Here is a 24260-nt window from a genome sequence, read left to right on the forward strand (position 1 = left end):
GTGCCCGGGTCCGTGCCGGCCGGCCCGCCGGCGCGGCGAGGAGCCCCGCAAGAACGGCGGAACGCCCCGGGCCGGTCCTCCGGGGCCCGGTGGTCCTCCGGGGCCCGGTTTCGCCTGGTCGGGCTCGGGTAGTCGGGCGCTGCCGATGTGGCCTTCCGTGTGTGTGAAGGAGGCGGTGGGCGTGTCGCCCAGCGACGACTGCCGGAGGCCCGCCGACCGGTCCGACCGGTTCCGGGGAGCGGACCAGGGCCGGGCCGCCGACCTGATCGCGCAGAGCGTCGGCGGTGCCCCGCCCGGCGAGGTGCCGGCCCGGTTGTGCGAGGTCGTGGTCCGGCTGCTGCCGCTGTCCGGCGCGAGCGTGTCGCTGCACGGCGACGGCGTGCCGGTACGGCTGTGCGCCAGCGGCGAGCGGGCCGGCCGGGTGGCGGAGATCCAGGCCACCCTGGGCGACGGGCCCTGCGTCCAGGCGGCGCGGACCGGCGCCCCGGTGCTCGTCGGTGACCTGACCGCCGGCCCGGAGGCGGCCCGCTGGCCCGTCTACGCCCAGCAGGCGGCGGCGGCCGGGATCCGCGCGGTGTACGCGCTGCCGCTGGGCAGCGACTCGATCTGTCTGGGCACCCTCGACCTCTACCGCGACACCCCCGGCGGGCTCGGCGGCGCCGAACTGCGGACGGCGCGGCTGGTCGCCGGTGTGATGACCATGGCCCTGATGGCGCTGCCGCACGGGGTGGACGACGACGGTCCGGGCGGCCTGCCCTGGCTCAGCGGCCTGGCCACCGGCCACGACCGGATCCATCAGGCGATCGGCATGGTCATGGCCCAGCTCGGCATCGGCCCCGACGAGGCCCTGGCCCGCCTGCGCGGCGACGCGTTCGTCCGGGGCCGTACGGTCCAGGAGGCGGCGGAGGACGTGATCACCCACCGCCGGCGCCTGAGTCCGGACGCATAGCCGGACGCATGGCCCGGGGGCCCGTCGGCAGGTGACGGCTGGGAGCATCCCGGTGCCCTCGGCGGGCATGAGGCGGGTGGCGCGCGGTCGCGGACGCGGCAGCCGGCCTACCGGTTCGGACTCACCGCTCGGGGAGCGGAATGACGATCACCGGCATCGACGTGTCGAACCATCAAGAGCGCCGCGTACGCGTCGAGCGGCATCACCACGCGGACGGACCACTTCCTGACTCGGGCCCGGCGTCGGCCCGCGACATCGAGATCGTCACCCGCCGCTCCGAGGTCGCGATCCACGCCCTCCGGGCCACCGTCGAGAAGCCGGCCGGCGCCTGCTCGGCGAGAACGTCGACACCGCGGCCGCGGTCGCCGCCGTGCGGGACGCCGTCCAGGGCGCCCGGGGCCAAGGTGGGGGCCGGCGGACAGGACAGTGAGCGGGAGGGCTGATTGACCTGACCGTCCGGGGCATGATCGGGTACCTTCGGGCCGATTGGCATGTCCGTGCCCGCCGCTGGGGCGCGGGCGGGGCGTGCCGGTTCGCGGACACCGACGGGGATGGGACACAAGGATGAGCACACCCTTCGACACGCCACCGCACAGCGGCTCCGCCGTCGGCACGCGGCTGGACTCCGCGCCCGCGCAAGGGGGCGGCGGCGCGGGCACCACCGACGTCGACACCGCGCGTCTGGACCAGGCCGCCAACGCCCTGGTCGAACTGCGCGGTGACACGGAGAACGCGGACAACACCGCCGACGAGGACACCCTCAGTGCCGTCAAGGGCCTGAACAAGCACACCTCCGGGGGCCTGCCCGAGGGTGGTTCGTGGGTCACCGCCGGCTCCCTGATGACGATGGACGTCCGCTGGGGCGAGCAGGTCATGAACCTCAAGCGGATGCTGCAGGACATCAGCGACAAGCTGCACACCACCTCCGGTCACTACACCCGCACCGAACAGGAGGAGCGGGCCCGGCAGAACGCGATCAGCACACCCTTCGGATGAGCGGCACCCCGTATCCGCCGTACACCCGCTACCGAAAGCCTGTCCGATCCGAAGGAGCTGTCGCCCATGGTGTCCGTCCCCTACCTCGACAAGGCCGACCTCGGCCCGCTCGCCGACGCCGCCGCCTCGTGGAGCGCGCTGCCGGCCAAGTACGACGCGTTGCTCCAGGAGTTCGAGCAGCGCGTCGTCGGCCATCTGAAGGGCCACTGGAGCGGGGACGCGGCCGACGCCGCCTTCGCCACCATGGCCAAGGCCCGCACCGAGTACGAGAACGCCGCCACCGAGGCGGGCCGCATCGGCAAGCTGCTGCGAGACGCGCACGGCGAGTTCGGCGCGTCCCAGAAGCAGCTGCACGCCCTGCTGGACGAGGCCCGCAAGAACGACTTCCACGTCTCCGAGGACGGCAGGGTCGAGGACGTCGACTCCCGCTGGGACAGCCCGACCGCCTCCGCGGCGCCCGGTTTCGCCACCGAGCGCAAGGAGAAGCTGGACTCGATCGTGTCCCGGCTGACCCGGGTCCTGGAGCTGGCCACCGCCGCCGACGAGGCGGCCGGCGCGGCCCTGGAACGGGACGCCAACGGTGGCCGCAGCAAGTCGTTCAACACCAGCGTCCACACCACCCTCGACGCCGTCGAGGCCGACCAGGCCGCCGCCCTGATGAAGAAGGACGGCCGCCTCACCGAAGCCGAGACCAAGAAGCTGAGCCTGCTCCTGTCGGCCAACAAGAACGACCCCGAGTTCTCCCGCGCCTTCGCGGTGAAGGCCGGCGCGGACAACGTGCTGGGCAAGTACAACGAGCTGATGAGCCCGCCCGCCGGGACCACCCTCTCCAAGGACGAACTGGCCCAGCTGAAGAAGCTCAGAGCCGACCTGGGCACCACGCTCGGCACCGCCACCACGTCGGACGACCACCGCAAGGGCGGCCCCGACCCGGCGGTCACCGAGTTCCAGAACGACCTGCTGGCGGCCGGGCAGCGCGACTTCAACGCCAACCCCACCGAGTACCCGTACGGCCTCAGCGGCTACCAGCTCACCAGCAGTCTGATGAGCGAGGGCAAGTGGGACACCGGCTTCCTGCAGGACTACGGGGGCGCCCTGATCACCGCCGAGAAGAACGGCACCAACGGCGGTCAGAATCCCGACGGTTACTGGGGCGGCGGCATGACCCGCGCTCTCGGTTCCACCAACATCGGCGCACTCGACCCGATGACCGGTTTCATGGACGCGCTCGGCCACAACCCGCAGGCCTCCACCGAGTTCCTCACCTCGGACACGACGGTGAACGGCGAAAAGGTCGACCACCTCGACTACCTCCTGGAGGACCGGCACTGGCCAAAGGGCGGCGCCTGGACGGGCGACTCCAAGGAGCCCAGCGGCTACAACAACCTCGGCCACGCCCTGGAGTCGGCGGTCACCGGCCACGCCTACGACACGAGCCCGTCGTCACAGACCCCGGCCCACAACGAGAAGCAGGCCGCGCTCATGTCGGAGGTCGTCGCCAAGGTCTCCGAGAACGAGGAACTGTCGCGGGACGGGATGCAGGACAGCCTGGGGCGGATGGCGGGGGAGTACATGCCGGACATCCACCGGACCATGTCGATGGACCATGGCGGCAACGGGGCGGAGTTCTACCCGGCCTCGGGCGCGCCGGCCGACTTCAGCACCGTCAGCGAGACAGGTGAGAGGCAGGACAACGCCGAGCAGAACATCTCGCGGTTCCTCATGACCGTCGGCAAGGACCCGGACGGTTACGCGGCCATCAACCTCGGCGAGAGCGCGTACACGTCCAACCTGATCGACTACCACGTGCGCAACCCCGACGCGTACGGGGGCACCACCGACACCGCGCTGCGAGAAATCGCCAGAACCTCCGGTGAGGTCCAGGCAAGCATCGCCATCGGCAGACGCGAGTCGGACATCGGCGACGCGGTGGAGGCCGACAAGGCGTACAACGACGCCATGGGACGGGCGGGCGGCTACGCGGCGGGGATCGTCGGCACCGGCATCGGTGTCGGCACCTCCTTCATCGCCACCCCGGCCGTCGGCGCCGGGGTCGGGGGCGCCGCCACCACGATCACGGGTGATCTCATCAACCAGATCGTCCAGGGCGCCGAAAAGGACACCAAGGGGGAGGCGGTGTACTCCAGCGGCCAGGACTGGGAGCACGCCAAGTACTCCACCGCGGCGGTGGTCCAGGACGCCTACCGCAACGCCGCCGAGGCGCAGGGCCTGGACAACACCGCCGACTACGACAACATCCTGGCCAACGAGGTGGAGGCCGGCTTCGTCTCGGCCGACAGCAACCTGGACGGATACGGCGGGGACAAGAGGGCGGACGGATGAACCTGAAGCGCCGGCTGATCGGCTCCGCCGCGGCACTCGCCGTCCTGGGGGCGCTGGGTTACGGCTTCTGGGTCCAGTACCCCGCGGCGAAGGTCGCGCGGGCGTGCGACGGCATGCTGCCGACCGACCCGGTACTCGATCTCACGGGGCGGTCGCGGTGGTCCGTGCTGGGCATCCACTACGAGGTGGTCAGCGGGCAGTCGGACAGGTTGTTCGGTGCGGTGCCGGCGACCAGGTGCGAGTTCGACGGCGCCACCGTCACCATCGAGCCCTCGGACGGTGCCCGTACCGCTTACGCCACCTATACGACGGACTCGGATTTCCCTGTTCCGCTGAACGCGGGGTGGCCCGGCTTCGTGTCCCCCGGGGGCGGCAGCGCGACGGTACTCCTCAGCTGCCGGAACTGGGACGAGACGGACGGCGGCGGGATCCTTGTGACGGTCGGAGCCACTTCTGACCACGAGGGTCTGGAGAAGGCGCGGCTCGATCGCGTCCGGGTGGTCACCGGGGCGGCACAGCGCGCTGCGGACCGGGCGGGTTGCGAGACCGACCTGGGGGACACGGACGGCCTCGTCGGCCCCGACCCCGCCACCGCCACCAAGTCCGTTCCGGCCGCCAAGGCGTCCGGTACCTGCGAGGGGATGACCTCGGTGGCCACGGTGCGGGAGACGGCCGCGGCCAAGTCGCCGATCGAGAAGTGCGAGCTCGTCGGCGATCTGAGGATCTTCGCCCACTACGGCCCGTACAGCGACGCCTCGCCGACGGGCCGCGACGGCGAGTACGCCGGCCACGACACCCCCGCGGGCACCGAAGGCTCCACCGCCTGGACCACGGCCACCTGCGAGGGCGCGCTCGGCACCGGTTTCTACCACGCCTCGCCGGTCGACGGCAGCGGTCGCGACCTCGAGAAGGAGCCCCTCACCCAGGCCGAACGCGCCGACCTCGCCCACTTCGCCAAGGAGTCCGCCGCCCGGCACGGCTGTGAGACCCCCGCCGCCCTGCCCTCGGCGTAACGTACCGTAGTCACAGGTTCACCTTTCCGGCGATGTGGACAGACCTACTCGTGTCGCCCGCACGCACCACGAAGGGAACCGAGTGACCGTACGTACCGCATCCGGCACCCCCGACCTGTCGTCCCAGGACCCCAACTGGTGGCGGCAGGCCGTCATCTACCAGATCTATCCGCGCAGCTTCGCCGACGCCGACGGGGACGGGCTCGGTGATCTCAGGGGCATCACCCAGCGCCTCACCCATCTGGCCGCGCTCGGCGTGGACGCGCTGTGGCTCAGCCCGTTCTACCCCTCGGAGCTGGCCGACGGCGGTTACGACGTCGACGACTACCGGGACGTCGACCCCCGCCTGGGCACCCTGGACGACTTCGACGCGCTGACCGCCGAGGCGCACCGGCTCGGCCTGAAGGTCATCGTCGACCTCGTCCCCAACCACACCTCGCACCGCCACGCCTGGTTCCGCGAGGCCCTGGAGGCCGGGCCCGGCTCGGCCGCCCGCGACCGTTACGTCTTCCGTGACGGGCGCGGCGAGCACGGCGAACTCCCGCCCACCGACTGGCAGTCCGTCTTCGGCGGCAGCGCCTGGCGGCGGGTGCCCGACGGGCAGTGGTACCTGCACCTGTTCGCCCCCCAGCAGCCCGACCTGAACTGGGAGAACGAGCAGGTCCGCGCCGACTTCCGCACCACTCTCAAGTTCTGGTCGGACCGCGGTGTCGACGGCTTCCGGGTGGACGTCGCCCACGCCCTCGTCAAGGACCTCGCCGAGCCGCTGCGCGACCTCGGCGCCCCCGGGCTGAGCAGCGAGGCCGCGCTCGGCGAGTTCGAGCCCGGCACCCACCCCTTCTACGACCGGGACGACGTCCACGAGATCTACCGCGACTGGCGCAAGATCCTCGACTCCTACACCCCGCCCCGGATGGCGGTGGCCGAGGCGTGGGTGCCGGGGGCGCGGCGCGCGCTGTACGCCCGCCCGGACGAACTGGGGCAGGCGTTCAACTTCGAATATCTGAAGGCCGACTGGGACGCCGCCGAACTGCGCGGGGTCATCGAGGGCTCACTCGCCGACGCGGCCGCCGCCGGGGCCTCCGCGACCTGGGTGCTGGCCAACCACGACGTGGTCCGCCCCGCCTCCCGGCTGATGCTCCCGCCCGGCACCGACCCCGACGCCTGGCTGCTGTCCGGTGGCGCCGCCCCGGCGCTGGACGAGGCGGCCGGCCTGCGCCGCGCCCGCGCCGCGAACCTGCTGATGCTGGCGCTGCCCGGCTCGGCGTACCTCTACCAGGGCGAGGAGCTGGGCCTGCCCGAGGTCGCCGACCTGCCCACCGAGGTCCTCCAGGACCCCATCTGGGAGCAGACCGGGCACGTCCGCAAGGGCCGCGACGGATGCCGGGTGCCGCTGCCGTGGACGACGGACGGACCGTCGTACGGCTTCGGCGCGGCCGGTGCCTGGCTGCCGCAGCCGCCGTCCTTCGCGGCGTACGCCGTCCAGGCCCAGGACGGGGTCGAGGGCTCGACCCTGGAGCTGTACCGCACGGCCCTGCGCCTGCGCCGCAAGCTCCTCGACGGCGAGACCCTCACCTGGTCGGACGACACCCCGCCGGGTGTCCTGCGCTTCGACCGCTCACCCGGCTGGCGCTGCGTCGCCAACCTCTCCGACCGGGTGGTCGACCTCCCGGCGGGCGAGGTACTGCTGAGCAGCGCGCCCCTGGTGGAGGGCCGGCTGGGCCCGGACACGACGGTGTGGCTGGCCTTGTAGGGGCAATCCGGCCGGCCCTCGCCGCCTGGCGCGAGGGTCAGGAAGGTACGGCGGGGCAGCTCGTGCCGCGCGGTGGTACGGCCAGGTCGGCGAGGTAGCCGTCCACGGCGTCCACCATGCACGGGCCGCTGGTGACGCTGCCGTGCCCCTGGCCCTCGTAGGTGAGGAGCACACCGCCGCGGCCGAGTCGCCGGGCCACCGAGACCGCCCACGGGTAGCCGGTGGCGGGGTCGTGCAGCGCGTTGGCCAGGAGGATCGGCGGGGCACCGGCCGCGTCCAGGCGGTGCTGCGGATTGGCGGTCGGTGCGCCCAGGCACGCCGCTGCCATGTGGATCGGCAGCAGGAGGGGCAGGTCGGGCGCGGTCCTGTCCATCGTGGCGACGAGCGAGGCGTACTCCCGGTGGTCGCGCACCGGCAGGTGCCAGTCCGAGCAGAAGACCAAGGTGGCCGAAGGCAGCGGGGCCGGCGCGGTGGGCGACGCCGGCAGTGGCGCGCTCGCCCCCATCCGCGCGACCGTCGTGGCCAGGCCCGCGTAGTCGGCCGCGTAGAACTTCCGGAACGCGATCTTGTTGACCAGGTCCGAGGACGACAGCGGGGTGCCCGGCTTCGCCGGGTCCGCCAGTTCGCCGTGCCCGGCCCGGGCCAGCAGGTCCTGCCAGGCGGCGCGGACGTCGCGGCCGTGCAGCGCGCATTCCGTGGCACCGTCGCACCACCGCACGAACTCCCGGAAGGAGTCCTGCGCCGCGGCCGCCTGGGCCCGCAGGAAGTCACGGGTGGCCGGGACGCTGTGGTCCATGACGCTCTCCAGCACCATGGCGCGTACGCGGCGCGGATAGGTCTCGGCGTACTGCGCGCCGAGCAGCGTGCCGTACGAGCTGCCGTGGAAGGTCAGTTTCCGTTCGCCGAGGGCGGCCCGGAGGGCGTCCAGGTCCCGGACTGTCTGGGCGGTGTCGAGGTGGTCGAACACCGGGCCGGTACGGGCCCGGCAGTCGGCGCGGAGCCGCCTGTTGTACGCCACGGTCGCGTCGAAGTCCGCCTGGCTCCTCAGCTCCGGTGACGGCCGCTCGGCGAGCAGGTCGCCGGAACAGGTCACCGGGTCGCTGCCGCCCACGCCGCGCGGGTCGAAACTGACGATGTCGAACCTGCGGCGGACCTCGGGGCTGAACCGGCTGACACGGTCCACTACCATGTCCACCCCCGAGTCGCCCGGCCCGCCGGGGCCGAACACCATCGAGCCGACGCGTGCGCCGGGGCCGGTGGCCTTGCGGCGGGCCACGGCCAGGTCGAGTCCCGGCCCGTCCGGGTGGGCCCAGTCGACCGGTACCGGGAGCGTGGCGCACTCGGCTCCCGGATGCGCCGGGCTGTCGCACGGTGCCCACCGCAGGGTCGCCGTGGCAGGCGGTGACGCGTGCGCGGCGGGAGCCGTGGCGAGGCCGGTGACGACGGCCATGGCGGCTCCCACGGCCATGACCGTGCCCTTCGCGGCGCTGGACCGCAGCGCGGTTCTGCCCCTTGATGACGCCCTTGACGGCATGGATCCTCCTCATGCGAAGAGTGGTGGTGTCAGGCGTGCGAGCCCGGCTGGGCACCGTCGTCACGTTAGGTGCGCCGGCACCCACGTGGTGCCCCTCCGCGTCCTTCTCAGGGGCTTCTCCGGGGCGGATCGGGGACGGTTCAGGGGCGACGCGCTCACCGCATCGAGCGTTCCAGTGCGTCCCGGTGATCGGAAACCCACTGATGGGCCGCCTGGACGTGCCTCACCACCCCCGCGTCACGGAGCCGGGCCATGGCGGCGTCCCCCGCGTCCGCCTGGGCCTGGATGCCCCGCCGGCACCGGTCCTGCCACCACAGGATCGTGGACACCAGACGTCGCCGGTCGGACAGCCCGTAGGCGTCGACGACCAGCCTCATGCGCCGGGCCGCCTCCCCGACGTCGGTGACCGCGGGGCCCAGGCCGAGGTACTGCCAGCAGACATGAGCGACGTCGTGGACCCGCGCGCCCGGCGCGGCGAGATCCCAGTCGATGAACGCCACCGGGCGGAGCTCGCCCCCGCGTGGCCGGTAGACGGTGTTCTTGGGCGACAGGTCGTTGTGACACACGACTTCCCGGTCTCCCGCCGGCGCGGTGCCGGCCGTCAGGTCGTGGAACTCGCGCACGAGCCGGGCGACCGTCGTCAGACTCCCGTCGGACGACACGGCTGCGGGCTGGCGCGGCTCCCATGCCACATGGCCGTCGAGGTGACTGAGGACCTCGCGGCCCTCGTCGTCCGTACCGAGGTGCCGCGGGGCACCACTCCAGCCGCTGGATTCGAGCAACCGCAGCAGATCGCTCACGAACCCCGTGCGCGCCGAGGCCGGACGGCGCACCGTGTCCCCGACACGGACGACCGCGTTGACGAAACCTCCGGGCAGGGGCGACTCGGACGACTCAGGCATCCGCCCACCTTGCCGCACCCGGGACGTCGGCGACACCGCTGCTCATCGGCCTCCGTACCGCCCGGCCCACCTCTGCCGACGGAAAAAGCCAACAGTCAGCGCCGATCCGTACTCCGGCCGCTCATCAGAGCGGAGCGATGACAAAGGCGGTGTCAGTGCTCACAGACCGCGTGGCAGGCCGCCGCTTCCGAAGGAGCCCGTGGAGCCGGGCAGCCAGCGGGGCCGGTTCTGGTCCTTTCCTCGTCGGGTGCTCGCGGGGTGGAGTTCGTACGGCATGAGCCGTGCGCCGCCGTCGGCCGCCACGGGCACGTCGTCCGGTTCCCGCATCTCCCGTTCCTCGTAGACCGGGCCGGTCGGCGGAAGCTTCGGCTGCTCCTGGGGGCTCGGATGGGTGGTTTCCCGTTCCAGGACCCGCAAGCCGACGCGTACGGCCCAGATCAGCGCGCCGGCGATCACCAGCCCGCCGAAGAAGGCCGCGATCATGCTGAGCGTGTGCTGCGTCGCGGCCAGCTGTTCATACGTTGCCGTATTCATGGTGCGATTATCGCCCCGTAGGGGGTGGAAAGCGACAGTAAGTCCTAATTGTCCGCCTAGGCCGTGGGGGGTGGGGCGCCGGCATCCGGGCGGGTCCCGCCTCGCCGTATCGGCTCTGGTCGGGTAGGCCCTGGTCGCGTCAGCCTTCGCCGGTCCCGTTTCCCGGGGCGTCCTTGCGGACCACCTCGCCCTGGATCACCCGCGGCTCCCCCGGCTGCCCGCCCTCCTTCATCGCCCGCGCCTCGGCCTTGAGGATGCGCGCGGCCTTGCCCGCCGAGCGGGTCAGTTCCGGCAGCTTCCGCACACCCACGACGACGGCGATGACGATGAGGATGATCGCCAGTTCGCTCAGTCCGAACACTGCGCCCCCTGTTCCTGGGTCCGGCCGGTCAGAGATCGAACTCGTACGGCGGCAGGTCGAGGGCGTAGCACGCCTCCCGCGCCACCGCCTGCTCGTCCTTGTCGAAGTCTCCGTCGGCACCGCCGATGACGATGCCGATCTGGACCACCGTGCGAGCCTCGGCGGGCTTCTTCTTCGCCTTGGCGATCTCCTGCAACACGCTGACCTTGCCGAACGCGAAGTCGGCCGTCAACTTGTCCAGGTTCTGCTCGAAGCGGCGGCGCGGGTCGTCGGTGGGGAAGTTCTGGAGCACGTCGTTGGTGGCGATGAGCTGGGCCACCCGCTGCCGCTCGGCCGGGTCGACACTCCCGTCGGCCGCCGCGACCAGGGCGCACATGGCCATGCTCGCGTCGCGGAAGGCGCCGCTCCTCAGGCCGTTCTTCTCCGTCAGGAGCTGGGTCTGCATCTGCGACGCGGACTCCTTGAGGCGATCCCACAGGGCCATGAGCGCTCCATTTCTCTACAGTGATGTAGAAACTACCAGGGAGTGTCGGGGAGCACCCCGGGAACAAGTGGACCCACCGGGCCGTTCTCTACAGTCGAGTAGAGCTTCCCTGAGGCTTTGCCCGTCCTTTACCATGGGACACGACCATCCCCTCGACACCTGTCAAAGGAGCCCCGTTCCGTAATGGAACCTCCCAGTACCGGCCGTAGCCATACTCCCGGTGACAGCACCGCGGACCACATGGGAGCGGGGGTGGCGCGGTGACCGAGGTCCTGCTGCTCCTGCTGGCCGTCCTCCTCACCCTGCTCTGCGCCGTCTTCGTCGCGGCCGAGTTCTCCCTCACCACCGTCGAGCGCGGTGACCTGGAGCGCGCCGCCGAGAACGGCGAGCGCGGTGCCGACGGCGCCCTGCGGGCCGTACGCCGCCTGACCCTCCAGCTCTCCGGCGCCCAGCTCGGCATCACCGTCACCTCGCTGGTCATCGGCATGCTCGCCGAGCCGTCGCTCGCCGCGCTGCTGCGCGGCCCGCTGGAGGCGATCGGCCTGGGCGGCGCCGCGTCCACCGCGGCGACCGTGCTCGGCGTGGCCGTCTCCACCGTCGTGCTGATGGTGGTCGGCGAGCTGGTCCCCAAGAACTGGGCGATCTCCCGGCCGCTGGCCGTGGCCAAGGTGGTGGCCACGCCGCAGCGCGGCTTCACGGCCGCCTTCGGCCCGTTCATCAGCCATCTGAACAACACCGCGAACCGTTTCGTACGCCGCTTCGGCCTGGAGCCCGCCGAGGAGCTGGCCTCCGCCCGCAGCCCCGAGGAGCTGGTCGCGCTGGCCCGGCACTCGGCCGCCGAGGGCGCCCTGGAGGCGGACTCGGCCGAGCTGTTCGTGCGCACCCTGCACCTGGGCGAGCTGACCGCGGAGAACGTGATGACGCCCCGCGTGGACGTCAAGGCCCTGGAGGCGCACGCCACCGCCGCGGACGCCGCCAACCTGTCCCACGCCACCGGCCTGTCCCGCTTCCCGGTCTACCGCGACAGCCTGGACGAGGTCATCGGCACCGTCCACATCCGTGACGTACTGGCCCTGGAGCCGGAGAAGCGGGCGGCCACCCCGGTCACCGACCTGGCCACCACCCCGCTGCTGGTCCCCGACAGCCTGCCCGCCGACCGTCTCCTGGAGCGCATGCGCGCCGCCCGCACCATGGCCGTCGTCATCGACGAGTACGGCGGCACGGCGGGCGTGGCCACGGTGGAGGACATCGTCGAGGAGGTGGTCGGCGAGGTCCGCGACGAGCACGACCCCGTCGAGGCTCCCGACCTCCAGCCCGCCGGCGAGGGAGCGTGGGAGGCGGACGGCTCGGTCCGCATCGACCAGCTCGCCACGATCGGTCTGACCGCGCCGGAGGGCCCCTACGAGACCCTGGCCGGACTGGTCGCCACGCGTCTCACGCGCATCCCCGTCAAGGGCGACGCCGTGGAGCTGGACGGCTGGCGGCTGGACGTCCTCGACGTCGACCACCACCGCGCCGACCGGCTGCGCATCACCGCGCCGCCGGCCGTACCCGCGCAGGAGCAGCGGCAGGAGCAGCGGCAGGAACAGGGCCAGGAACAGGGCCAGGAACAGGGCCAGGAGCAGCGGCAGGAACAGCGGCAGGACCGCCAGGACCGTACGGAGGCCGTCCGATGACCGTCGTCCAGCTGCTCATCGGCGCCCTGACGCTGGTGACCAACGCGTTCTTCGTGGGCGGCGAGTTCGCCCTGATCTCCGTGCGGCGCAGCCAGATCGAGCCGCGTGCCCAGGAGGGCGACAAGCGGGCCCGGATGACGCTGTGGGGCCTGGAGCACATCTCCGCGCTGCTGGCCACGGCTCAGCTCGGCATCACCGTCTCCTCGCTGGTGCTGGGCGCGGTCGCCGAACCGGCCATCGCGCACCTGCTGGAGCCCGCCTTCGAGGCGGTGCACGTCCCGCACGCGCTGGTCCACCCCATCGCCTTCGCGATCGCCCTGACGCTCGCCACGTACGCGCACATGCTGATCGGCGAGATGATCCCGAAGAACATCGCGCTGGCCGCCCCGGCCGCCACCGCGATGCTCCTCGGCCCGCCGCTGGTCGCCCTCACCCGCGCGCTCAAGCCGGTGATCTTCGGCATCAACGCCTTCGCCAACACCCTGCTGAAGCTGCTCAGGGTCGAGCCGAAGGACGAGGTGGAGGCCGTCTTCACCGACGACCAGCTGGCCCGCATGGTGGACGACGCCAGCGAGGCCGGGCTGCTCACCCCGGCCGACGGCGAGCGGCTGCGCGACGCGCTGGAACTGGGCACCCGCCCGGTCGGCGAGATCCTCGTCCCGCCGCAGCGGATGCGTACGGTCACCCACACCGTCACCCCGGCCGAGCTGGAGCGGCTGGCCGCCGAGGCGGGCTACTCCCGCTTCCCGGTCAGCGGCCCCAACGGCACGCTGCTCGGCTACCTCCACATCAAGGACACCCTGGGCCTGACCGACCGCGACCGCCCGTTTCCGCGCACGGCACTGCACCCGGTCACCCGCGTCCGCATCGACACCCCGCTGGACGACACCCTCACCGCCCTGCGCGCCACGGGCAGCCACCTGGCGGCGGTGACGGGGGAGACGGGCACGGTCCTCGGCTTCGTGACGATGGAGGACGTCCTGACGGAACTGGTGGGCCCGGCGGCGGAGCCGGTGTAGCGCGGATCGGTCAGCTCTCGGCCTTGAGCGCGTCGACGAAGGCGGCGAAGGCGGTCCGCCGGAAGGTGAGAACGCCCCGGTCGGGGACCTTCGAGTCGCGGACGGATATGAGGGCGGGGCGGCGGGCGACTTCCACACAGGCGTTGCCGTCGCCTCCGCCGGAGTAGGACGACTTCTTCCAGGTGTCGGAGGTTGTCATGGTGGGCCTCACAGCTCCTTCGCCAGCTTGTGGATGAAGTCACGGGTGGACTCGGGTTCGAGTGCTACGGCTTCCAGCCTATGGAAGAGACCGCGGAATCGGACGAGTTGGGCCTCGGCATTGACGAAGACAGTGTCGTGCGGTCCATCGCGTACGACCGTGTCGAGCTTGGGTACCGGGCCTGCCGCGTACACCATGGCGCTGCCGGCCCCGGCGAAGTGATCCACGTCGAAAGGGATGACCCCCACGGTGATGTGATCGGCGGTGGAAAGCTCCAGGACACGAGCGAGCTGGACCCTCATCGCGGCACGGTCGCCGACCCTGATGCGCAAGGCCGCTTCATGGATCACGGCCTCGTACGGTGTCGGGTCGGAGCCTTCGATGATGCCTCTGCGCCTCATCCGATGCTCCGCCCGACGCTCGACCTCGCTCCCTGGAGACTCGTGGTTCACGCAGGAGAAGAGGGCGCGAGCGTACTCCTCAGTCTGCAAGAGCCCTGGCACGTGCAGGAAGTCCACGTCCCACCGGCGGACGGCATGGTGCTCCAGCTCGGACAGATCGGCCTCGTCGACGTGGCGGAGCCGCTCGCGGCGGAGCTGGTCTCCAACGCCGTACGGCACACCGAAGGGCCGGCGGCGCTGCGGGTCGGCTGGTCGGGAGACGGGGTCCTCAGGATCGGGGCGTGGGACGCGGACCCGTCACCGCCGGAGCCGTCGGACCCCTTCGACCAGGCCCTGTACACGCAGGACGGGCGGGGACCGGCGCTGGTGCGGGCGTGTGCCGACGGGTGGGGCCGGCAGCCGCTGGCCGGGGAGGGCGGTCGAGGGAAGTACGTCTGGTGCGAGCTGGGACGTACGGCCTGAGCCGCGCCCCTCCCGGGAACGGATGACACTCCGGCCCGACGTGTCATCCGTTTTCGGGGACGGTTCCCGCGCCGCGCGCAGTCGCCGGTCCGGCTGAAACCAGACGGAAGCCCTTCTGAACCGGCCCGCCCGCACGCTCTTCGCATGACGACGACAGACCGCGCCACCGGGCACCACGAGCCCGCCGTCTTTGCCACCGGGCTGCGCAAGAGCTACGGCGACAAGACCGTCCTGGACGGCATCGACCTCCAGGTCCCCGTCGGCACCGTGTTCGCCCTGCTCGGGCCGAACGGCGCCGGCAAGACCACGGTGGTCAACATCCTCTCCACGCTGATCTCCGCCGACGCCGGGCAGGCGCGGATCGCCGGGCACGACCTGACCGCCCAGGGGCAGGCGGTGCGGGCCGCGATCGGGGTGACCGGGCAGTTCTCCGCCGTGGACGGGCTGATCACCGGGGAGGAGAACATGCTGCTCATGGCCGACCTGCACCACCTGCCCAAGGAGGAGGGACGGCGGGTCACCGCAGAGCTGCTGGAGCGGTTCGACCTGGTCGACGCGGCGAGGAAGCCGGCCTCGACCTACTCGGGCGGCATGAAGCGGCGGCTGGACATCGCCATGACGCTGGTCGGCGACCCGCGGATCATCTTCCTGGACGAGCCGACCACCGGACTCGACCCCCGCTCCCGGCACACCATGTGGCAGATCATCCGGGACCTGGTCTCGGGTGGTACGACGGTCTTCCTCACCACGCAGTACCTGGAGGAGGCCGACCAGCTCGCCGACCGCATCGCCGTCCTGGACGGCGGCAAGCTCGTCGCCGAGGGCAGCGCGGAGGAGCTGAAGCGGCTGGTGCCGGGCGGGCACGTACGGCTGCGCTTCACCGACCCGGTGGCCTACGGGCGGGCCGCGGACGCCCTGCGCGAGACGACGCGGGACGACCGGGCCCTCACCCTGCACATCCCCAGCGACGGCAGCCAGCGCGAGCTGCGCGCGGTCCTCGACTGGCTGGACGCGGCCGGGGTCGAGGCCGACGAGCTGTCCGTGCACACCCCCGACCTGGACGACGTGTTCTTCGCCCTGACCGGGAACGCCGTACCCGCCCGCACCGAGGAGACCACCCGATGAGCACGCCCGCCGCCCCCCGGACCCACGCCCTGCGCGACAACCTGACCATGCTGCGGCGCAACCTCCTGCACGCCCGCCGCTACCCCTCCCTCACCCTGAACCTCCTGCTCACCCCGGTCATGCTGCTCCTGCTCTTCGTCTACGTCTTCGGCGACGTGATGAGCGCCGGCATCGACGGCGGCGGCCCGGACCGCGCCGAGTACCTCGCCTACCTGCTCCCCGGCATCCTGCTGATGACCGTCGGCGGCACCGCCCTGGGCATCGCCGTGTCCGTGGCGATGGACATGACCGAGGGGATCATCGCCCGGTTCCGCACCATGGCGATCTCCCGTTCCTCGGTGCTGACCGGCCACGTCCTCGGCAGCGTGATCCAGACGCTGGGCGCCCTGGCGCTGGTGCTGGCCCTCGGGTTCGCCCTGGGCTTCCGGTCCGGCGCGACGCCGGTGGAGTGGCTGGCGGCGGCCGGGCTGCTGGCCCTGTTCAGCCTGGCCGTCACCTGGATCGCGGTCGGCATCGGCCTGGCCAGCCCCAACGCCGAGGGCGCCGGCAACCTCGGCATGCCGCTGGTGCTGCTCCCGATGCTGGGCAGCGCGTTCGTGCCGGTGGACGCGATGCCGGGCTGGTTCCGCTGGTTCGCCGAGTACCAGCCCTTCACGCCGGTCATCGAGACGCTGCGCGGACTGCTGTCCGGCACGGGCATCGGGACGACCGACGCCGTGCTGGCCCTTGGCTGGTCGCTGGGGCTGGTGGTGCTCGGGTACGTCTGGTCCAGGTCCCTGTTCACCCGCGAGCCGCGGCGCTGAGCAGCTCCCGGGCCGCCTCGCCCCGCAGCTCATCCCGCCCCAGGGCGGCGTACGCCGACCTCGCCTCGGTGTACGCCGCCCGGTCGGCGTCCTCGGCGGCCCGCCGGGCCCGGGCCGTGGACAGGGTGGGGAAGTTCCGCACCACCGGGAGCCGTTCCGCCAGCGCCACCAGCCGCACGGCCCCCGCGTCCCCCGAGGCCAGCCCGGCCAGGCCGAGCGCCAGCAACGCCGTGCCGTACGGCGGCAGGCCGGCGGGGCCGCCGCTCAGCGGGACGTCCGCCCCGCCGGCCCCCGACAGCATCTCCAGCAGCTCCCGCCGCAACTCCGCCACCAGCCCCGCCACCGGCTCCGGCCGCCCGTGCAGCGCGTGCGCCGCCACCGCGGCCGACCGCACTTCCAGCGACCAGGGGTCCATGAACGGATCGCCGGCGTACTGCGACCCGTCCTCCCGCAGCCGCTCCACCGCCCGGCGCCACAGTCCGAGCCCCACCTCGGTCAGCCCCCGGGCCAGCGCGATCTCCGCGCGGGCCGCGAGGTCGGGGCCGTAGACGGCCGCGGGATCAGAGGGGGCCGGGTCCAGGGAGGAGAGCCGCAGCCAGTACTCCGCCTCGTCGGGCTCCCCGCGCTGGAGGCAGGCCAGCACCAGTCCCCAGCCCACCCCGATCAGGTCCGTCCAGTCCCCGGACCCGCCGAACGCGTCCAGTGCGGCCCGCAGGTGGACGTACGCCTCCTCGCCCCGCTCGTCGCGCAGGCACAGTTCGCTGATCCGCCCGTGGCACAGCAGCCGTACCGCCGGGTTCTCCAGCGGCCCGAGCGCGTCGAGCATCCGGCGGGCGTACTCCAGGGCCCGCTCCGGTTCGCCGCGGGACTGCCACAGGTAGCTGGCGGTGCCGGAGGCGAGGCAGGCGAGCAGGGGTTCGTCCGCCTCGCACAGTTCCGTCAGCCGTTCGTAGCGCGGCGGGCGCATCTCGGGGAACGCGCGCAGCACGAGGGCCATCGCCCGCAGCACCGTGTCCGGCGGGGCGGGCGGCAGCCGGCGCAGGGTGACGAGCTGGCGCACGGCGTGCGGGCCGTAGCCCATGAAGAGGCTGGCCGCGCAGACCGTCGCCGCGGTGCGGGCCGGTTCGACGTCCTCGGGGCCGGGCCGGAACCGGGAGAGCGGTCCGCCGGTGTCGGCGGCGAGGGCGGTGAGCCGCTCGTAGTGGGTGTCGGTGGCCCACAGGGAGGCCAGTACGGCGGTCAGGGCGGCGGTGGCGGGACCGTCGGACCGGGCCAGGGCGCAGCGCAGGGCGAGGACGAGGTTGTCCTGCTCGGCGCGGACGCGGTGCCAGGAGGGCACCGGGTCGTCGCGGAACAGCACGTCGTGGTGGGCGCGTCCGAAGTCCCGCGCCCAGGTCAGGAACCGGCCGGTGACCGCCTCCTGCTCGCCGGCCTCCGCGCGCCGGGCGGCGCTGAACTCCCGCAGCGTCTCCAGCATGTGGAAGCGCACCCCGGCGGGGCCGTCCTCCACCTTCAGCAGGGACTGCCCGGCGAGCCGCTCCAGCAGGTCCAGGACCTCCCCGGAGCCGGTGCCGGTGCCGGTGTCGGTGTCAATGCCGGTGTGGGAGCCGGTGTCGGGTCCGGTGCCGGTGCCGGAGCCGATGCCGGTGGGGGAGTCGGCGCCGGAGCCGATGCCGGTGTCGCTCAGGAAGTACTCGGCGGCCTCCGCCGTGAAGCCCCGGGGGAAGACCGACAGCGCCCGCAGCGCGGCCCGGCCGTCGTCCTCCAGCAGGTTCCAGCTCCACTCGACCACCGCCCGCAGGGTCCGGTGCCGCTCGGGCGCGTCCCGCGCGCCCCCGCGCAGCAGCGCGAAACGGTCCCGCAGGCGCCGGGAGATGTCGGGCACGGACAGCACCCGCACCCGCGCCGCGGCCAGTTCGACGGCGAGCGGCAGCCCGTCCAGGTGCCGGCAGATCTCCGCGACGGCGCCGGCGTCCAGCTCCACACCGGGCCGCGCCGCCCGCGCCCGCTGCGCGAACAGCTCGGCGGAGGTGGCCGGGGAGAGTTCGGGAAGGGCGTACAGGGACTCCGAGGACAGCCCCAGCGGGGCCCGGCTGGTGGTCAGTACCCGCAGCCGCGCGGACCGCGCCGTCAGCGCCTGTACGAGGTCGGCGGCGCCGTCGACCACCTGCTCGCAGTTGTCCAGCACCAGCAGGGCGGGGCCCGTGCCCAGCGCGGCGAGGACGCCGCCCACCACGTCCGGGCCGCCCCCGGCGAACTGCCGCCCCTCCCCGGCGCCCACCGCGGAGGCCACCTCGCCGGCCACGTCGGCGCCGTCGGTGACACCGGCGAGCGGCACGAAGTGCACGACGGGCTGTTCGGCCGCCCGGGCCACGGCGTGCGCGAGCCGGGTCTTGCCCAGCCCGCCGGGCCCGACGACGGTGACCACCCGGGCGGTGCGCAGCAGCGCGGACACGGCGGCGATGTCGGCGTCCCGGCCCAGCAGCGGGTTGGGGTCGTGCGGCACCCCGTGGCGGACCGGCGGCGCGTTTGCGGCCAGCAGCTCCAGTTGGACGGACCTCAGCTCCCGCCCGGGGTCGGTGCCCAGTTCGTCGCGGAGCCTGCGGCGGTGGTTCTCGTACCGGGTCAGGGCGGCGGCCCGGCCCGCGCCGGCCGCCTCGCAGCGCAGCAGCTCCGCCAGCACCTCCTCGTCGTACGGCGCCGCCCCGGCCAGCTCCGCCAACGGCGCCGTCGCCTCCGCCCGGCGCCCGCAGCGGGCGAGCGCCAGCGCCCGGGTGCGGACCAGGGAGCGGTGGGCCCCGGCGCGCGCCGTGCGCAGCGCCACCAGCGGGTCGCGCAGGTCGTCGCCCGCGCCGGCGCCGACGGTGCCGTCCCACAGCGCGAGACCGGCCTCGGCCTCCCGCAGCGCGCCCGCGTGGTCCCCGGCCGCGGCCCGTTCCGCGCTCGCCGCCTCGTGGAGCAGGAGGGCGGAGCTGTCGACCTGCCGCTCGTCCAGCGCCAGCCGGTAGCCGGTCGGCGTGCTCACGATCAGGTCGGCGCCGAGCCGCGACCGGAGCCGGGAGACCAGCACCTGGACGGCCTTGGCGGGCCGCTCCGGCCGCTCGTCCGGCCACAGGCCCTCCACCAGCCGGCCCGTGCCGCACCCGGTGCGCACCTCGTCCGCCAGCAGCGCCAGCAGGCCGCGCGGCCGCGGGGCGGTGATCTCCCGCCCGCGGCAACGGACTTCGGACAGCAGTACCAGCTCGGTGGTCATGCGCGCAGACTAGCCAGCGGGCGGCGGAGGGGACCCTTCCGCGCCGTCCGCACCGTCCGCTCCGCGCGCGCCTCCCGGACCTTCCGGACCTCCCGGACCTCCCACCCCTCGTCCCGCCCGCCCCGGACGAGGGGCACACCCTGTCCCGGTCCGTTCCTGTCCCAGCCCGCTCCCGTCTCAGCCCGCCCCGTCCGCCGGGCCCGTCTCGCCGGCCGCGCGCCGGTACTCGGCGTTGATGCGCTGCGCCTCCTCCAACTGGTCCTCGAGGATGACGATGCGACAGGCGGCCTCGATCGGGGTGCCCTGGTCGACGAGTTCGCGGGCCCGTGCGGCGATCCGCAACTGGTAGCGCGAGTACCGGCGGTGACCTCCCCCGGAACGGAGCGGGGTGATCAGACGAGCCTCCCCGAGGGCCCGCAGGAAGCCGGGGGTGGTGCCGAGCATCTCGGCGGCCCGGCCGATGGTGTAGGCGGGGTAGTCGTCGTCGTCCAGCCGTTCGCTGAGCGGATTGCCTGCTGTCATGTCACCTCGTAGTGCAACGCGTCCAGGGGCCCGGCGCCGTACGGCGCCGGGCCCCTGGGGAATTCAACACCCTCGGGCCGCACTGCCGCCTGGGCGGCCGGGCCCCCGCGGGTGACCCATAGACTCGCTCCCATGCCGAACCCTGATGAGCTGCTCGTCTCCATCGCCGCCATGGTGGAGTCGGAGCCGAGCAATCAGATGTCACTGACCGTCGTCGCCCAGGGCGCCGTCATCACCGGCCGCCTGGCTCCTGAGGCCACCTGGCGGGAGCGGGTGGCGGAGGTGCTGCGCGCCTCCGACCGGCTGAGCCCGTTCGCGGACGCCTTCGTCCGACAGCGGGAACCGGAGCGGGGAGGTGGAGGGGGAGGGGGACAGGAGCGGCCCGGCGGCCCGGCGCCGACGCACCTGCACTTCCACCTCGCGCGCATCCTGCAGGGCAGTCTCGGGATTCCCGAGACGGGCGGGATGTACCGCGTGGCGATCAGGGACGTCAGCGCCTGGACCGTGGGCGACTTCAGCTACTCCGACCGATGACGAACCGGTGAGCCGAGATCGGTGAGCCAGAGCCGGTGGACCGGGGCCGGTGGACCGAGATCAGCGAGCCGGAGCCGGTGAGCCGGAGCCGGCGATCCGGTGCATCGCGGCCGGTGAGCCGAAGCCGGTGAACCGGAACCGGCAAACCGGTGCGTCGCGCCCGTACGGATCAGCGGGCGCCGCCCGTTCCCTGGCGTCGCGGCGCACCGCCGCCGGTCCGGCCGCCGGCCGGGGAACGGCGCCGGCCGCGCCGCGCGGAACCCGTCCCCCCGCCCGACTGCGTACGCCGCGGACGCTCCGGGGAGGGCGCGGGCACGGGGATGACGACGGGGACGCCGGAGGGCTCCTGCGCGCCGGTGATCCGGCTCAGCTCCTCCTCGCCCGGCCGGACCCGGGTGACCTGCGGCACGATCCCGGCCGCCGACAGGAGCCGGCTCACCTCCCGGCGCTGTCCGGGGGTGACCAGGGTGATCACGCTGCCGGACTCGCCCGCACGGGCGGTACGGCCACCGCGGTGCAGGTAATCCTTGTGGTCACCGGGCGGATCGACGTTGACGACCAGGTCGAGGTTGTCGACGTGGATGCCGCGGGCCGCGACGTTGGTCGCGATCAGCGCGGTCACCTGTCCGCTCTTGAACTGGGCGAGCGTCCGGGTGCGCTGCGGCTGGGACTTGCCGCCGTGCAGGGCCGCCGCGCGGACGCCGCTCTTCAGCAGGTGCTTGGTGAGCCGGTCCACCGCGTGCTTGGTGTCCAGGAACATGATCACCGAGCCGTCGCGGGCCGCGATCTCGGTGGTCGTGCGCTGCTTGTCGTCGTCCAGTACGTGGAGCAGGTGGTGCTCCATCGTGGTGACGGCGCCCTGGGAGGGGTCGACGGAGTGCACCACCGGGTCCGACAGGTAACGGCGGACCAGCAGGTCGACGTTGCGGTCCAGGGTGGCGGAGAACAGCAGCCGCTGCCCGTCCGGGCGCACCTGGTCGAGGAGGGCGGTGACCTGGGGCATGAAGCCCATGTCGGTCATCTGGTCGGCCTCGTCCAGGACGGTGACGGCGACGTCGTCGAGGCGGCAGTCGCCGCGGTCGATGAGGTCCTTGAGCCGGCCCGGCGTCGCGACGACGACCTCGGCGCCGGAGCGCAGCGCACCGGCCTGCCGGCCGATCGACATGCCGCCGACCACGGTGGCCAGCCGCAGCCCCACGGAGCGGGCGAACGGCGTGAGCGCGTCGGTGACCTGCTGGGCCAGTTCCCGGGTGGGGACCAGGACCAGGGCGAGCGGACGCTTCGACTCGGCGCGCTGCCCCTGGGTGCGGGCGACCACCGCGAGGCCGAAGGCCAGGGTCTTGCCCGAACCGGTCCGGCCGCGGCCCAGGACGTCCCGGCCGGCCAGGGAGTTGGGCAGGGTGGCCGCCTGGATGGGGAACGGGACGGTCATGCCCTCGGCGGTGAGGGTGGCCAGCACTCGCGGGGGCAGCTCCAGTTCGGCGAACGACTCGACCGCGGGCAGCGCGGGCGTGATCGTCTTGGGCAGCGCGAACTCGCCGCCCTGGGGAGCGGACGGACGGCGTCCGCCTCCGCCCTGGGGACGGCGGCGGGGGCCGCCGGAGCGCTTGCCGGCGGAGCCGGAGCGGTCGTACGGGCGGTCGGCACGTGCACGGTTCATACGGAACCTTCCTTGACGCGGCACGTGCCAGGGAATTCCCGCAGCGGTGAAACGGCGCAGAGAATCGCGAGAACGAGCCGAGAACGATGGGGGCCGGGACAGGGGGCCGTCCCGTGGAACAGGCGGGAAATCCGTGAAATTCCCTGAAGTTCCTGGGAGTTCAGAAAGAGTTGGGGCTCCGGAAACCCCTGAAATCCCCGGAACACAATGAGCTGGGGCCCGCACCCCACGGTGCGGGCCCCAGCTGTGAAGTACGCGTCAGCTGACTGACGGCGTCGTCAGTTGGAGGGAACGATGTTCTCCGCCGTCGGGCCCTTCTGGCCCTGAGCGATGTCGAACGTCACCTTCTGACCTTCCAGGAGCTCACGGAAGCCCTGGGCGTTGATGTTGGAGTAGTGGGCGAAGACGTCGGGGCCGCCGCCGTCCTGCTCGATGAAGCCGAAGCCCTTTTCGGCGTTGAACCACTTCACGGTGCCGGAAGCCATGAGAATCTCCTTTGGAGGACGGTGCACGAAGCACACCCTGTGTGTACTTCGGTCGCCGCGATGATCACCCCGTCGGAAAGACTGGCAACCAACTGCAACTGATGTCGACACTAGCACGCCACGATCGGCGCAGGCAGTGGAGATTTCCGCCCCCGGCGCCGCTCGCGCGCCGTTTCCGGGAATATTCCCCGGACGTCACGACAATTTCTTACGTCGCCGGCACAGATATTGCCCCGCCCGCGGTGCAGGGTCACCGGCCCGGGTCCGGGCCGATACGGCTGTGACCTCCCGCGACGCCCCGGACGCGCGGCCGGGGACGGAACGCGGGCCGGCGCGGGTCCGCGCCGGCCCGCGAGACGAACACCACAGGCGCCCCGGACACCCACTCGGGTGACCCCCCCGCGGCGCCGGACCACCGGACCCGCCTCACGGCCGCGCGACGGGCGGCCCACAGGGGGCTCCCAGCGTTCCGGGACAGGGTGTGAGCATGCCTGCCGTCCGTGGAGTCCCCACCGCCCGCCCGGGCACGGTCCGGGTCGTGATCGTCGACGACGAGCCCGAACTGACCGAACTGCCGGCGTGGGCCGTCACCGAGGCCGGCCGGCGGCCGTTCCTCGCCCGTGACGGCCGTAGCGCCCTCACCCTCGCCCGCGGCCGCGCCCCGCACGCCGTCGTCCTGGACCGGATGCTGCCCGGCCTGGACGGCCTCCGGGTACTGCGGCGGCTGCGCCACGAGGACGCGCGGCTGCCGGTGCTCATGCTGACCGCCCACGACGCGCTGGACCACCGCCTCGAAGGGCTGCCGGCGGGCGCCGACGACTACGTGACCAAGCCGTTCTCGCTGGAGGGGGTCATGCTCCGGCTGCGCGGGCTGCCGCGCCGGTCCGGCGCCGAGGAGGAGACGGCCGACGACGGGCCCGTCCTGGCCCTCGGCGACCTGGTGGTGTCCGTGAAGGCCCGGACGGCGCGGCGCGCCGGGCAGCCGGTCGCGCTCACCGCCAAGGAGTTCGACCTGCTCGCGCTCCTGATGCGGCACCCGCGCCAGGTGCTCAGCAAGGCGCGGATCCTCGGCGAGGTGTGGAGCGGCGCCTTCGACAGCGGGGGGAACCTGGTGGAGGTCCGCGTCTACGGCCTGCGCGCGAAGATCGACAAGGGGCGGGCGCCGATGATCCGCACGGTGCGCGGCGCCGGCTACGTCCTGCGGGCGCCGGTGACGGCGCATGAGCGTCGTACCGGGCCGGGGCCGGGGCGC

General features: G+C 73.0%; 23 protein-coding genes and 1 pseudogene. 13 read left to right on the forward strand and 11 right to left on the reverse strand.

Features of this window, described 5'->3' with window-relative positions; genetic code table 11:
* Positions 1-181: 181 nt before the first annotated feature.
* The 6 genes from ACY1JF_RS27765 to ACY1JF_RS27790 all read left to right on the forward strand — a co-directional run bounded on the left by ACY1JF_RS27765 (position 182) and on the right by ACY1JF_RS27790 (position 7054).
* Complete coding sequence (locus ACY1JF_RS27765) at positions 182-949, forward strand: GAF and ANTAR domain-containing protein (RefSeq protein ID WP_462708012.1); 768 nt, start codon at positions 182-184, stop codon at positions 947-949.
* Between the two features lie 140 nt (positions 950-1089).
* The gene (locus ACY1JF_RS27770; RefSeq protein ID WP_462708013.1) at positions 1090-1392 is read left to right on the forward strand and encodes a hypothetical protein; all 303 of its coding nucleotides are present in this window, start codon (positions 1090-1092) and stop codon (positions 1390-1392) included.
* 121 nt (positions 1393-1513) lie between these two features.
* On the forward strand, positions 1514-1945 hold the full coding sequence (locus ACY1JF_RS27775; RefSeq protein ID WP_462708014.1) for a hypothetical protein: 432 nt from the start codon (positions 1514-1516) through the stop codon (positions 1943-1945).
* Between the two features lie 66 nt (positions 1946-2011).
* The gene (locus ACY1JF_RS27780; RefSeq protein ID WP_462708015.1) at positions 2012-4288 is read left to right on the forward strand and encodes a hypothetical protein; all 2277 of its coding nucleotides are present in this window, start codon (positions 2012-2014) and stop codon (positions 4286-4288) included.
* On the forward strand, positions 4285-5301 hold the full coding sequence (locus tag ACY1JF_RS27785) for a hypothetical protein (protein WP_462708016.1): 1017 nt from the start codon (positions 4285-4287) through the stop codon (positions 5299-5301). The genes ACY1JF_RS27780 and ACY1JF_RS27785 overlap by 4 nt, the downstream gene beginning before the upstream one ends.
* 82 nt (positions 5302-5383) lie before the next feature.
* Positions 5384-7054 (forward strand): glycoside hydrolase family 13 protein, encoded by a 1671-nt coding sequence (locus tag ACY1JF_RS27790; protein ID WP_462708017.1) that lies wholly within the window; start codon positions 5384-5386, stop codon positions 7052-7054.
* A gap of 37 nt (positions 7055-7091) precedes the next feature.
* Here the strand turns inward: ACY1JF_RS27790 and ACY1JF_RS27795 are convergent, their stop codons facing one another.
* The 5 genes from ACY1JF_RS27795 to ACY1JF_RS27815 form a co-directional block, all read right to left on the reverse strand.
* Positions 7092-8522 carry an alpha/beta hydrolase gene (locus tag ACY1JF_RS27795; protein ID WP_462708018.1) on the reverse strand — a complete coding sequence of 477 codons (1431 nt, stop codon included), beginning with the start codon at positions 8520-8522 and terminating at the stop codon, positions 7092-7094.
* 221 nt (positions 8523-8743) lie between these two features.
* Positions 8744-9490, reverse strand: coding sequence for a phosphotransferase (locus ACY1JF_RS27800; protein ID WP_462708019.1), 747 nt, complete (start codon positions 9488-9490; stop codon positions 8744-8746).
* 159 nt (positions 9491-9649) lie between these two features.
* A complete protein-coding gene (locus ACY1JF_RS27805; RefSeq protein WP_462708020.1) occupies positions 9650-10024 on the reverse strand; it encodes a DUF6479 family protein in 375 nt (124 codons plus the stop codon).
* Positions 10025-10163: 139 nt separating this feature from the next.
* The gene (locus tag ACY1JF_RS27810; protein WP_462708021.1) at positions 10164-10385 is read right to left on the reverse strand and encodes a twin-arginine translocase TatA/TatE family subunit; all 222 of its coding nucleotides are present in this window, start codon (positions 10383-10385) and stop codon (positions 10164-10166) included.
* Positions 10386-10413: 28 nt separating this feature from the next.
* On the reverse strand, positions 10414-10869 hold the full coding sequence (locus tag ACY1JF_RS27815; protein ID WP_462708022.1) for a tellurite resistance TerB family protein: 456 nt from the start codon (positions 10867-10869) through the stop codon (positions 10414-10416).
* Between the two features lie 260 nt (positions 10870-11129).
* Between ACY1JF_RS27815 and ACY1JF_RS27820 the strand changes: the two genes are divergently transcribed.
* Both ACY1JF_RS27820 and ACY1JF_RS27825 read left to right on the forward strand, forming a co-directional pair.
* Positions 11130-12545: a hemolysin family protein gene (locus tag ACY1JF_RS27820; RefSeq protein ID WP_462708023.1), complete on the forward strand. Its 1416-nt coding sequence runs from the start codon at positions 11130-11132 to the stop codon at positions 12543-12545.
* A complete protein-coding gene (locus ACY1JF_RS27825; protein WP_462708024.1) occupies positions 12542-13564 on the forward strand; it encodes a hemolysin family protein in 1023 nt (340 codons plus the stop codon). Before ACY1JF_RS27820 ends, ACY1JF_RS27825 begins: the two co-directional genes overlap by 4 nt.
* Before the next feature lie 10 nt (positions 13565-13574).
* On the opposite strand, the gene ACY1JF_RS27830 is transcribed toward ACY1JF_RS27825, so the two are convergent.
* A complete protein-coding gene (locus tag ACY1JF_RS27830) occupies positions 13575-13763 on the reverse strand; it encodes a DUF397 domain-containing protein (RefSeq protein ID WP_462708025.1) in 189 nt (62 codons plus the stop codon).
* A gap of 8 nt (positions 13764-13771) precedes the next feature.
* Positions 13772-14383 (reverse strand): DUF5753 domain-containing protein, encoded by a 612-nt coding sequence (locus tag ACY1JF_RS27835; RefSeq protein WP_462708026.1) that lies wholly within the window; start codon positions 14381-14383, stop codon positions 13772-13774.
* Here ACY1JF_RS27835 and ACY1JF_RS27840 point away from each other — a divergent pair.
* The 3 genes from ACY1JF_RS27840 (at position 14300) to ACY1JF_RS27850 (ending at position 16554) form a co-directional block, all read left to right on the forward strand.
* A complete protein-coding gene (locus tag ACY1JF_RS27840) occupies positions 14300-14626 on the forward strand; it encodes an ATP-binding protein (RefSeq protein WP_462708027.1) in 327 nt (108 codons plus the stop codon). The genes ACY1JF_RS27835 and ACY1JF_RS27840 overlap by 84 nt on opposite strands.
* Positions 14627-14770: 144 nt before the next feature.
* Positions 14771-15751, forward strand: a complete 981-nt coding sequence (locus tag ACY1JF_RS27845; RefSeq protein ID WP_462708028.1) for an ATP-binding cassette domain-containing protein — start codon at positions 14771-14773, stop codon at positions 15749-15751.
* Positions 15748-16554 (forward strand): ABC transporter permease, encoded by an 807-nt coding sequence (locus tag ACY1JF_RS27850; RefSeq protein ID WP_462708029.1) that lies wholly within the window; start codon positions 15748-15750, stop codon positions 16552-16554. Before ACY1JF_RS27845 ends, ACY1JF_RS27850 begins: the two co-directional genes overlap by 4 nt.
* On the opposite strand, the gene ACY1JF_RS27855 is transcribed toward ACY1JF_RS27850, so the two are convergent.
* Positions 16532-19807 (reverse strand): ATP-binding protein, encoded by a 3276-nt coding sequence (locus ACY1JF_RS27855; RefSeq protein ID WP_462708030.1) that lies wholly within the window; start codon positions 19805-19807, stop codon positions 16532-16534. The genes ACY1JF_RS27850 and ACY1JF_RS27855 overlap by 23 nt on opposite strands.
* 177 nt (positions 19808-19984) lie before the next feature.
* Entirely contained in the window at positions 19985-20329 is a 345-nt protein-coding gene (locus ACY1JF_RS27860; protein WP_462708031.1) for a MerR family transcriptional regulator, read from the reverse strand.
* 132 nt (positions 20330-20461) lie between these two features.
* On the opposite strand from ACY1JF_RS27860, the gene ACY1JF_RS27865 reads away from it, so the two are divergent.
* Positions 20462-20863 (forward strand): hypothetical protein, encoded by a 402-nt coding sequence (locus ACY1JF_RS27865; protein WP_462708032.1) that lies wholly within the window; start codon positions 20462-20464, stop codon positions 20861-20863.
* Between the two features lie 169 nt (positions 20864-21032).
* Here the strand turns inward: ACY1JF_RS27865 and ACY1JF_RS27870 are convergent, their stop codons facing one another.
* Positions 21033-22523, reverse strand: coding sequence for a DEAD/DEAH box helicase (locus tag ACY1JF_RS27870; RefSeq protein ID WP_462708033.1), 1491 nt, complete (start codon positions 22521-22523; stop codon positions 21033-21035).
* 278 nt (positions 22524-22801) lie between these two features.
* On the reverse strand, positions 22802-23008 hold the full coding sequence (locus ACY1JF_RS27875) for a cold-shock protein (protein ID WP_361158498.1): 207 nt from the start codon (positions 23006-23008) through the stop codon (positions 22802-22804).
* A gap of 487 nt (positions 23009-23495) precedes the next feature.
* Between ACY1JF_RS27875 and ACY1JF_RS27880 the strand changes: the two are divergent.
* Positions 23496-24215: pseudogene (locus ACY1JF_RS27880) on the forward strand (response regulator transcription factor); the annotation flags it as partial.
* Positions 24216-24260 lie beyond the last annotated feature (45 nt).

The sequence above is a fragment of the Streptomyces sp. SYSU D01066-1 genome, from assembly GCF_054956795.1.

Excerpts from the sequence above, each read along its gene's own strand:
- ACY1JF_RS27875 (WP_361158498.1), bottom strand. The coding sequence starts at position 23,008 with ATGGCTTCCGGCACCGTGAAGTGGTTCAACGCCGAAAAGGGCTTCGGC.
- ACY1JF_RS27785 (WP_462708016.1), top strand. The coding sequence starts at position 4,285 with ATGAACCTGAAGCGCCGGCTGATCGGCTCCGCCGCGGCACTCGCCGTC.
- ACY1JF_RS27830 (WP_462708025.1), bottom strand. The coding sequence starts at position 13,763 with ATGACAACCTCCGACACCTGGAAGAAGTCGTCCTACTCCGGCGGAGGC.
- ACY1JF_RS27805 (WP_462708020.1), bottom strand. The coding sequence starts at position 10,024 with ATGAATACGGCAACGTATGAACAGCTGGCCGCGACGCAGCACACGCTC.
- ACY1JF_RS27795 (WP_462708018.1), bottom strand. The coding sequence starts at position 8,522 with ATGGCCGTGGGAGCCGCCATGGCCGTCGTCACCGGCCTCGCCACGGCT.
- ACY1JF_RS27850 (WP_462708029.1), top strand. The coding sequence starts at position 15,748 with ATGAGCACGCCCGCCGCCCCCCGGACCCACGCCCTGCGCGACAACCTG.
- ACY1JF_RS27860 (WP_462708031.1), bottom strand. The coding sequence starts at position 20,329 with ATGACAGCAGGCAATCCGCTCAGCGAACGGCTGGACGACGACGACTAC.
- ACY1JF_RS27780 (WP_462708015.1), top strand. The coding sequence starts at position 2,012 with ATGGTGTCCGTCCCCTACCTCGACAAGGCCGACCTCGGCCCGCTCGCC.
- ACY1JF_RS27840 (WP_462708027.1), top strand. The coding sequence starts at position 14,300 with ATGGTGCTCCAGCTCGGACAGATCGGCCTCGTCGACGTGGCGGAGCCG.
- ACY1JF_RS27825 (WP_462708024.1), top strand. The coding sequence starts at position 12,542 with ATGACCGTCGTCCAGCTGCTCATCGGCGCCCTGACGCTGGTGACCAAC.
- ACY1JF_RS27815 (WP_462708022.1), bottom strand. The coding sequence starts at position 10,869 with ATGGCCCTGTGGGATCGCCTCAAGGAGTCCGCGTCGCAGATGCAGACC.
- ACY1JF_RS27855 (WP_462708030.1), bottom strand. The coding sequence starts at position 19,807 with ATGACCACCGAGCTGGTACTGCTGTCCGAAGTCCGTTGCCGCGGGCGG.
- ACY1JF_RS27870 (WP_462708033.1), bottom strand. The coding sequence starts at position 22,523 with ATGAACCGTGCACGTGCCGACCGCCCGTACGACCGCTCCGGCTCCGCC.
- ACY1JF_RS27865 (WP_462708032.1), top strand. The coding sequence starts at position 20,462 with ATGCCGAACCCTGATGAGCTGCTCGTCTCCATCGCCGCCATGGTGGAG.
- ACY1JF_RS27770 (WP_462708013.1), top strand. The coding sequence starts at position 1,090 with ATGACGATCACCGGCATCGACGTGTCGAACCATCAAGAGCGCCGCGTA.
- ACY1JF_RS27845 (WP_462708028.1), top strand. The coding sequence starts at position 14,771 with ATGACGACGACAGACCGCGCCACCGGGCACCACGAGCCCGCCGTCTTT.
- ACY1JF_RS27800 (WP_462708019.1), bottom strand. The coding sequence starts at position 9,490 with ATGCCTGAGTCGTCCGAGTCGCCCCTGCCCGGAGGTTTCGTCAACGCG.
- ACY1JF_RS27775 (WP_462708014.1), top strand. The coding sequence starts at position 1,514 with ATGAGCACACCCTTCGACACGCCACCGCACAGCGGCTCCGCCGTCGGC.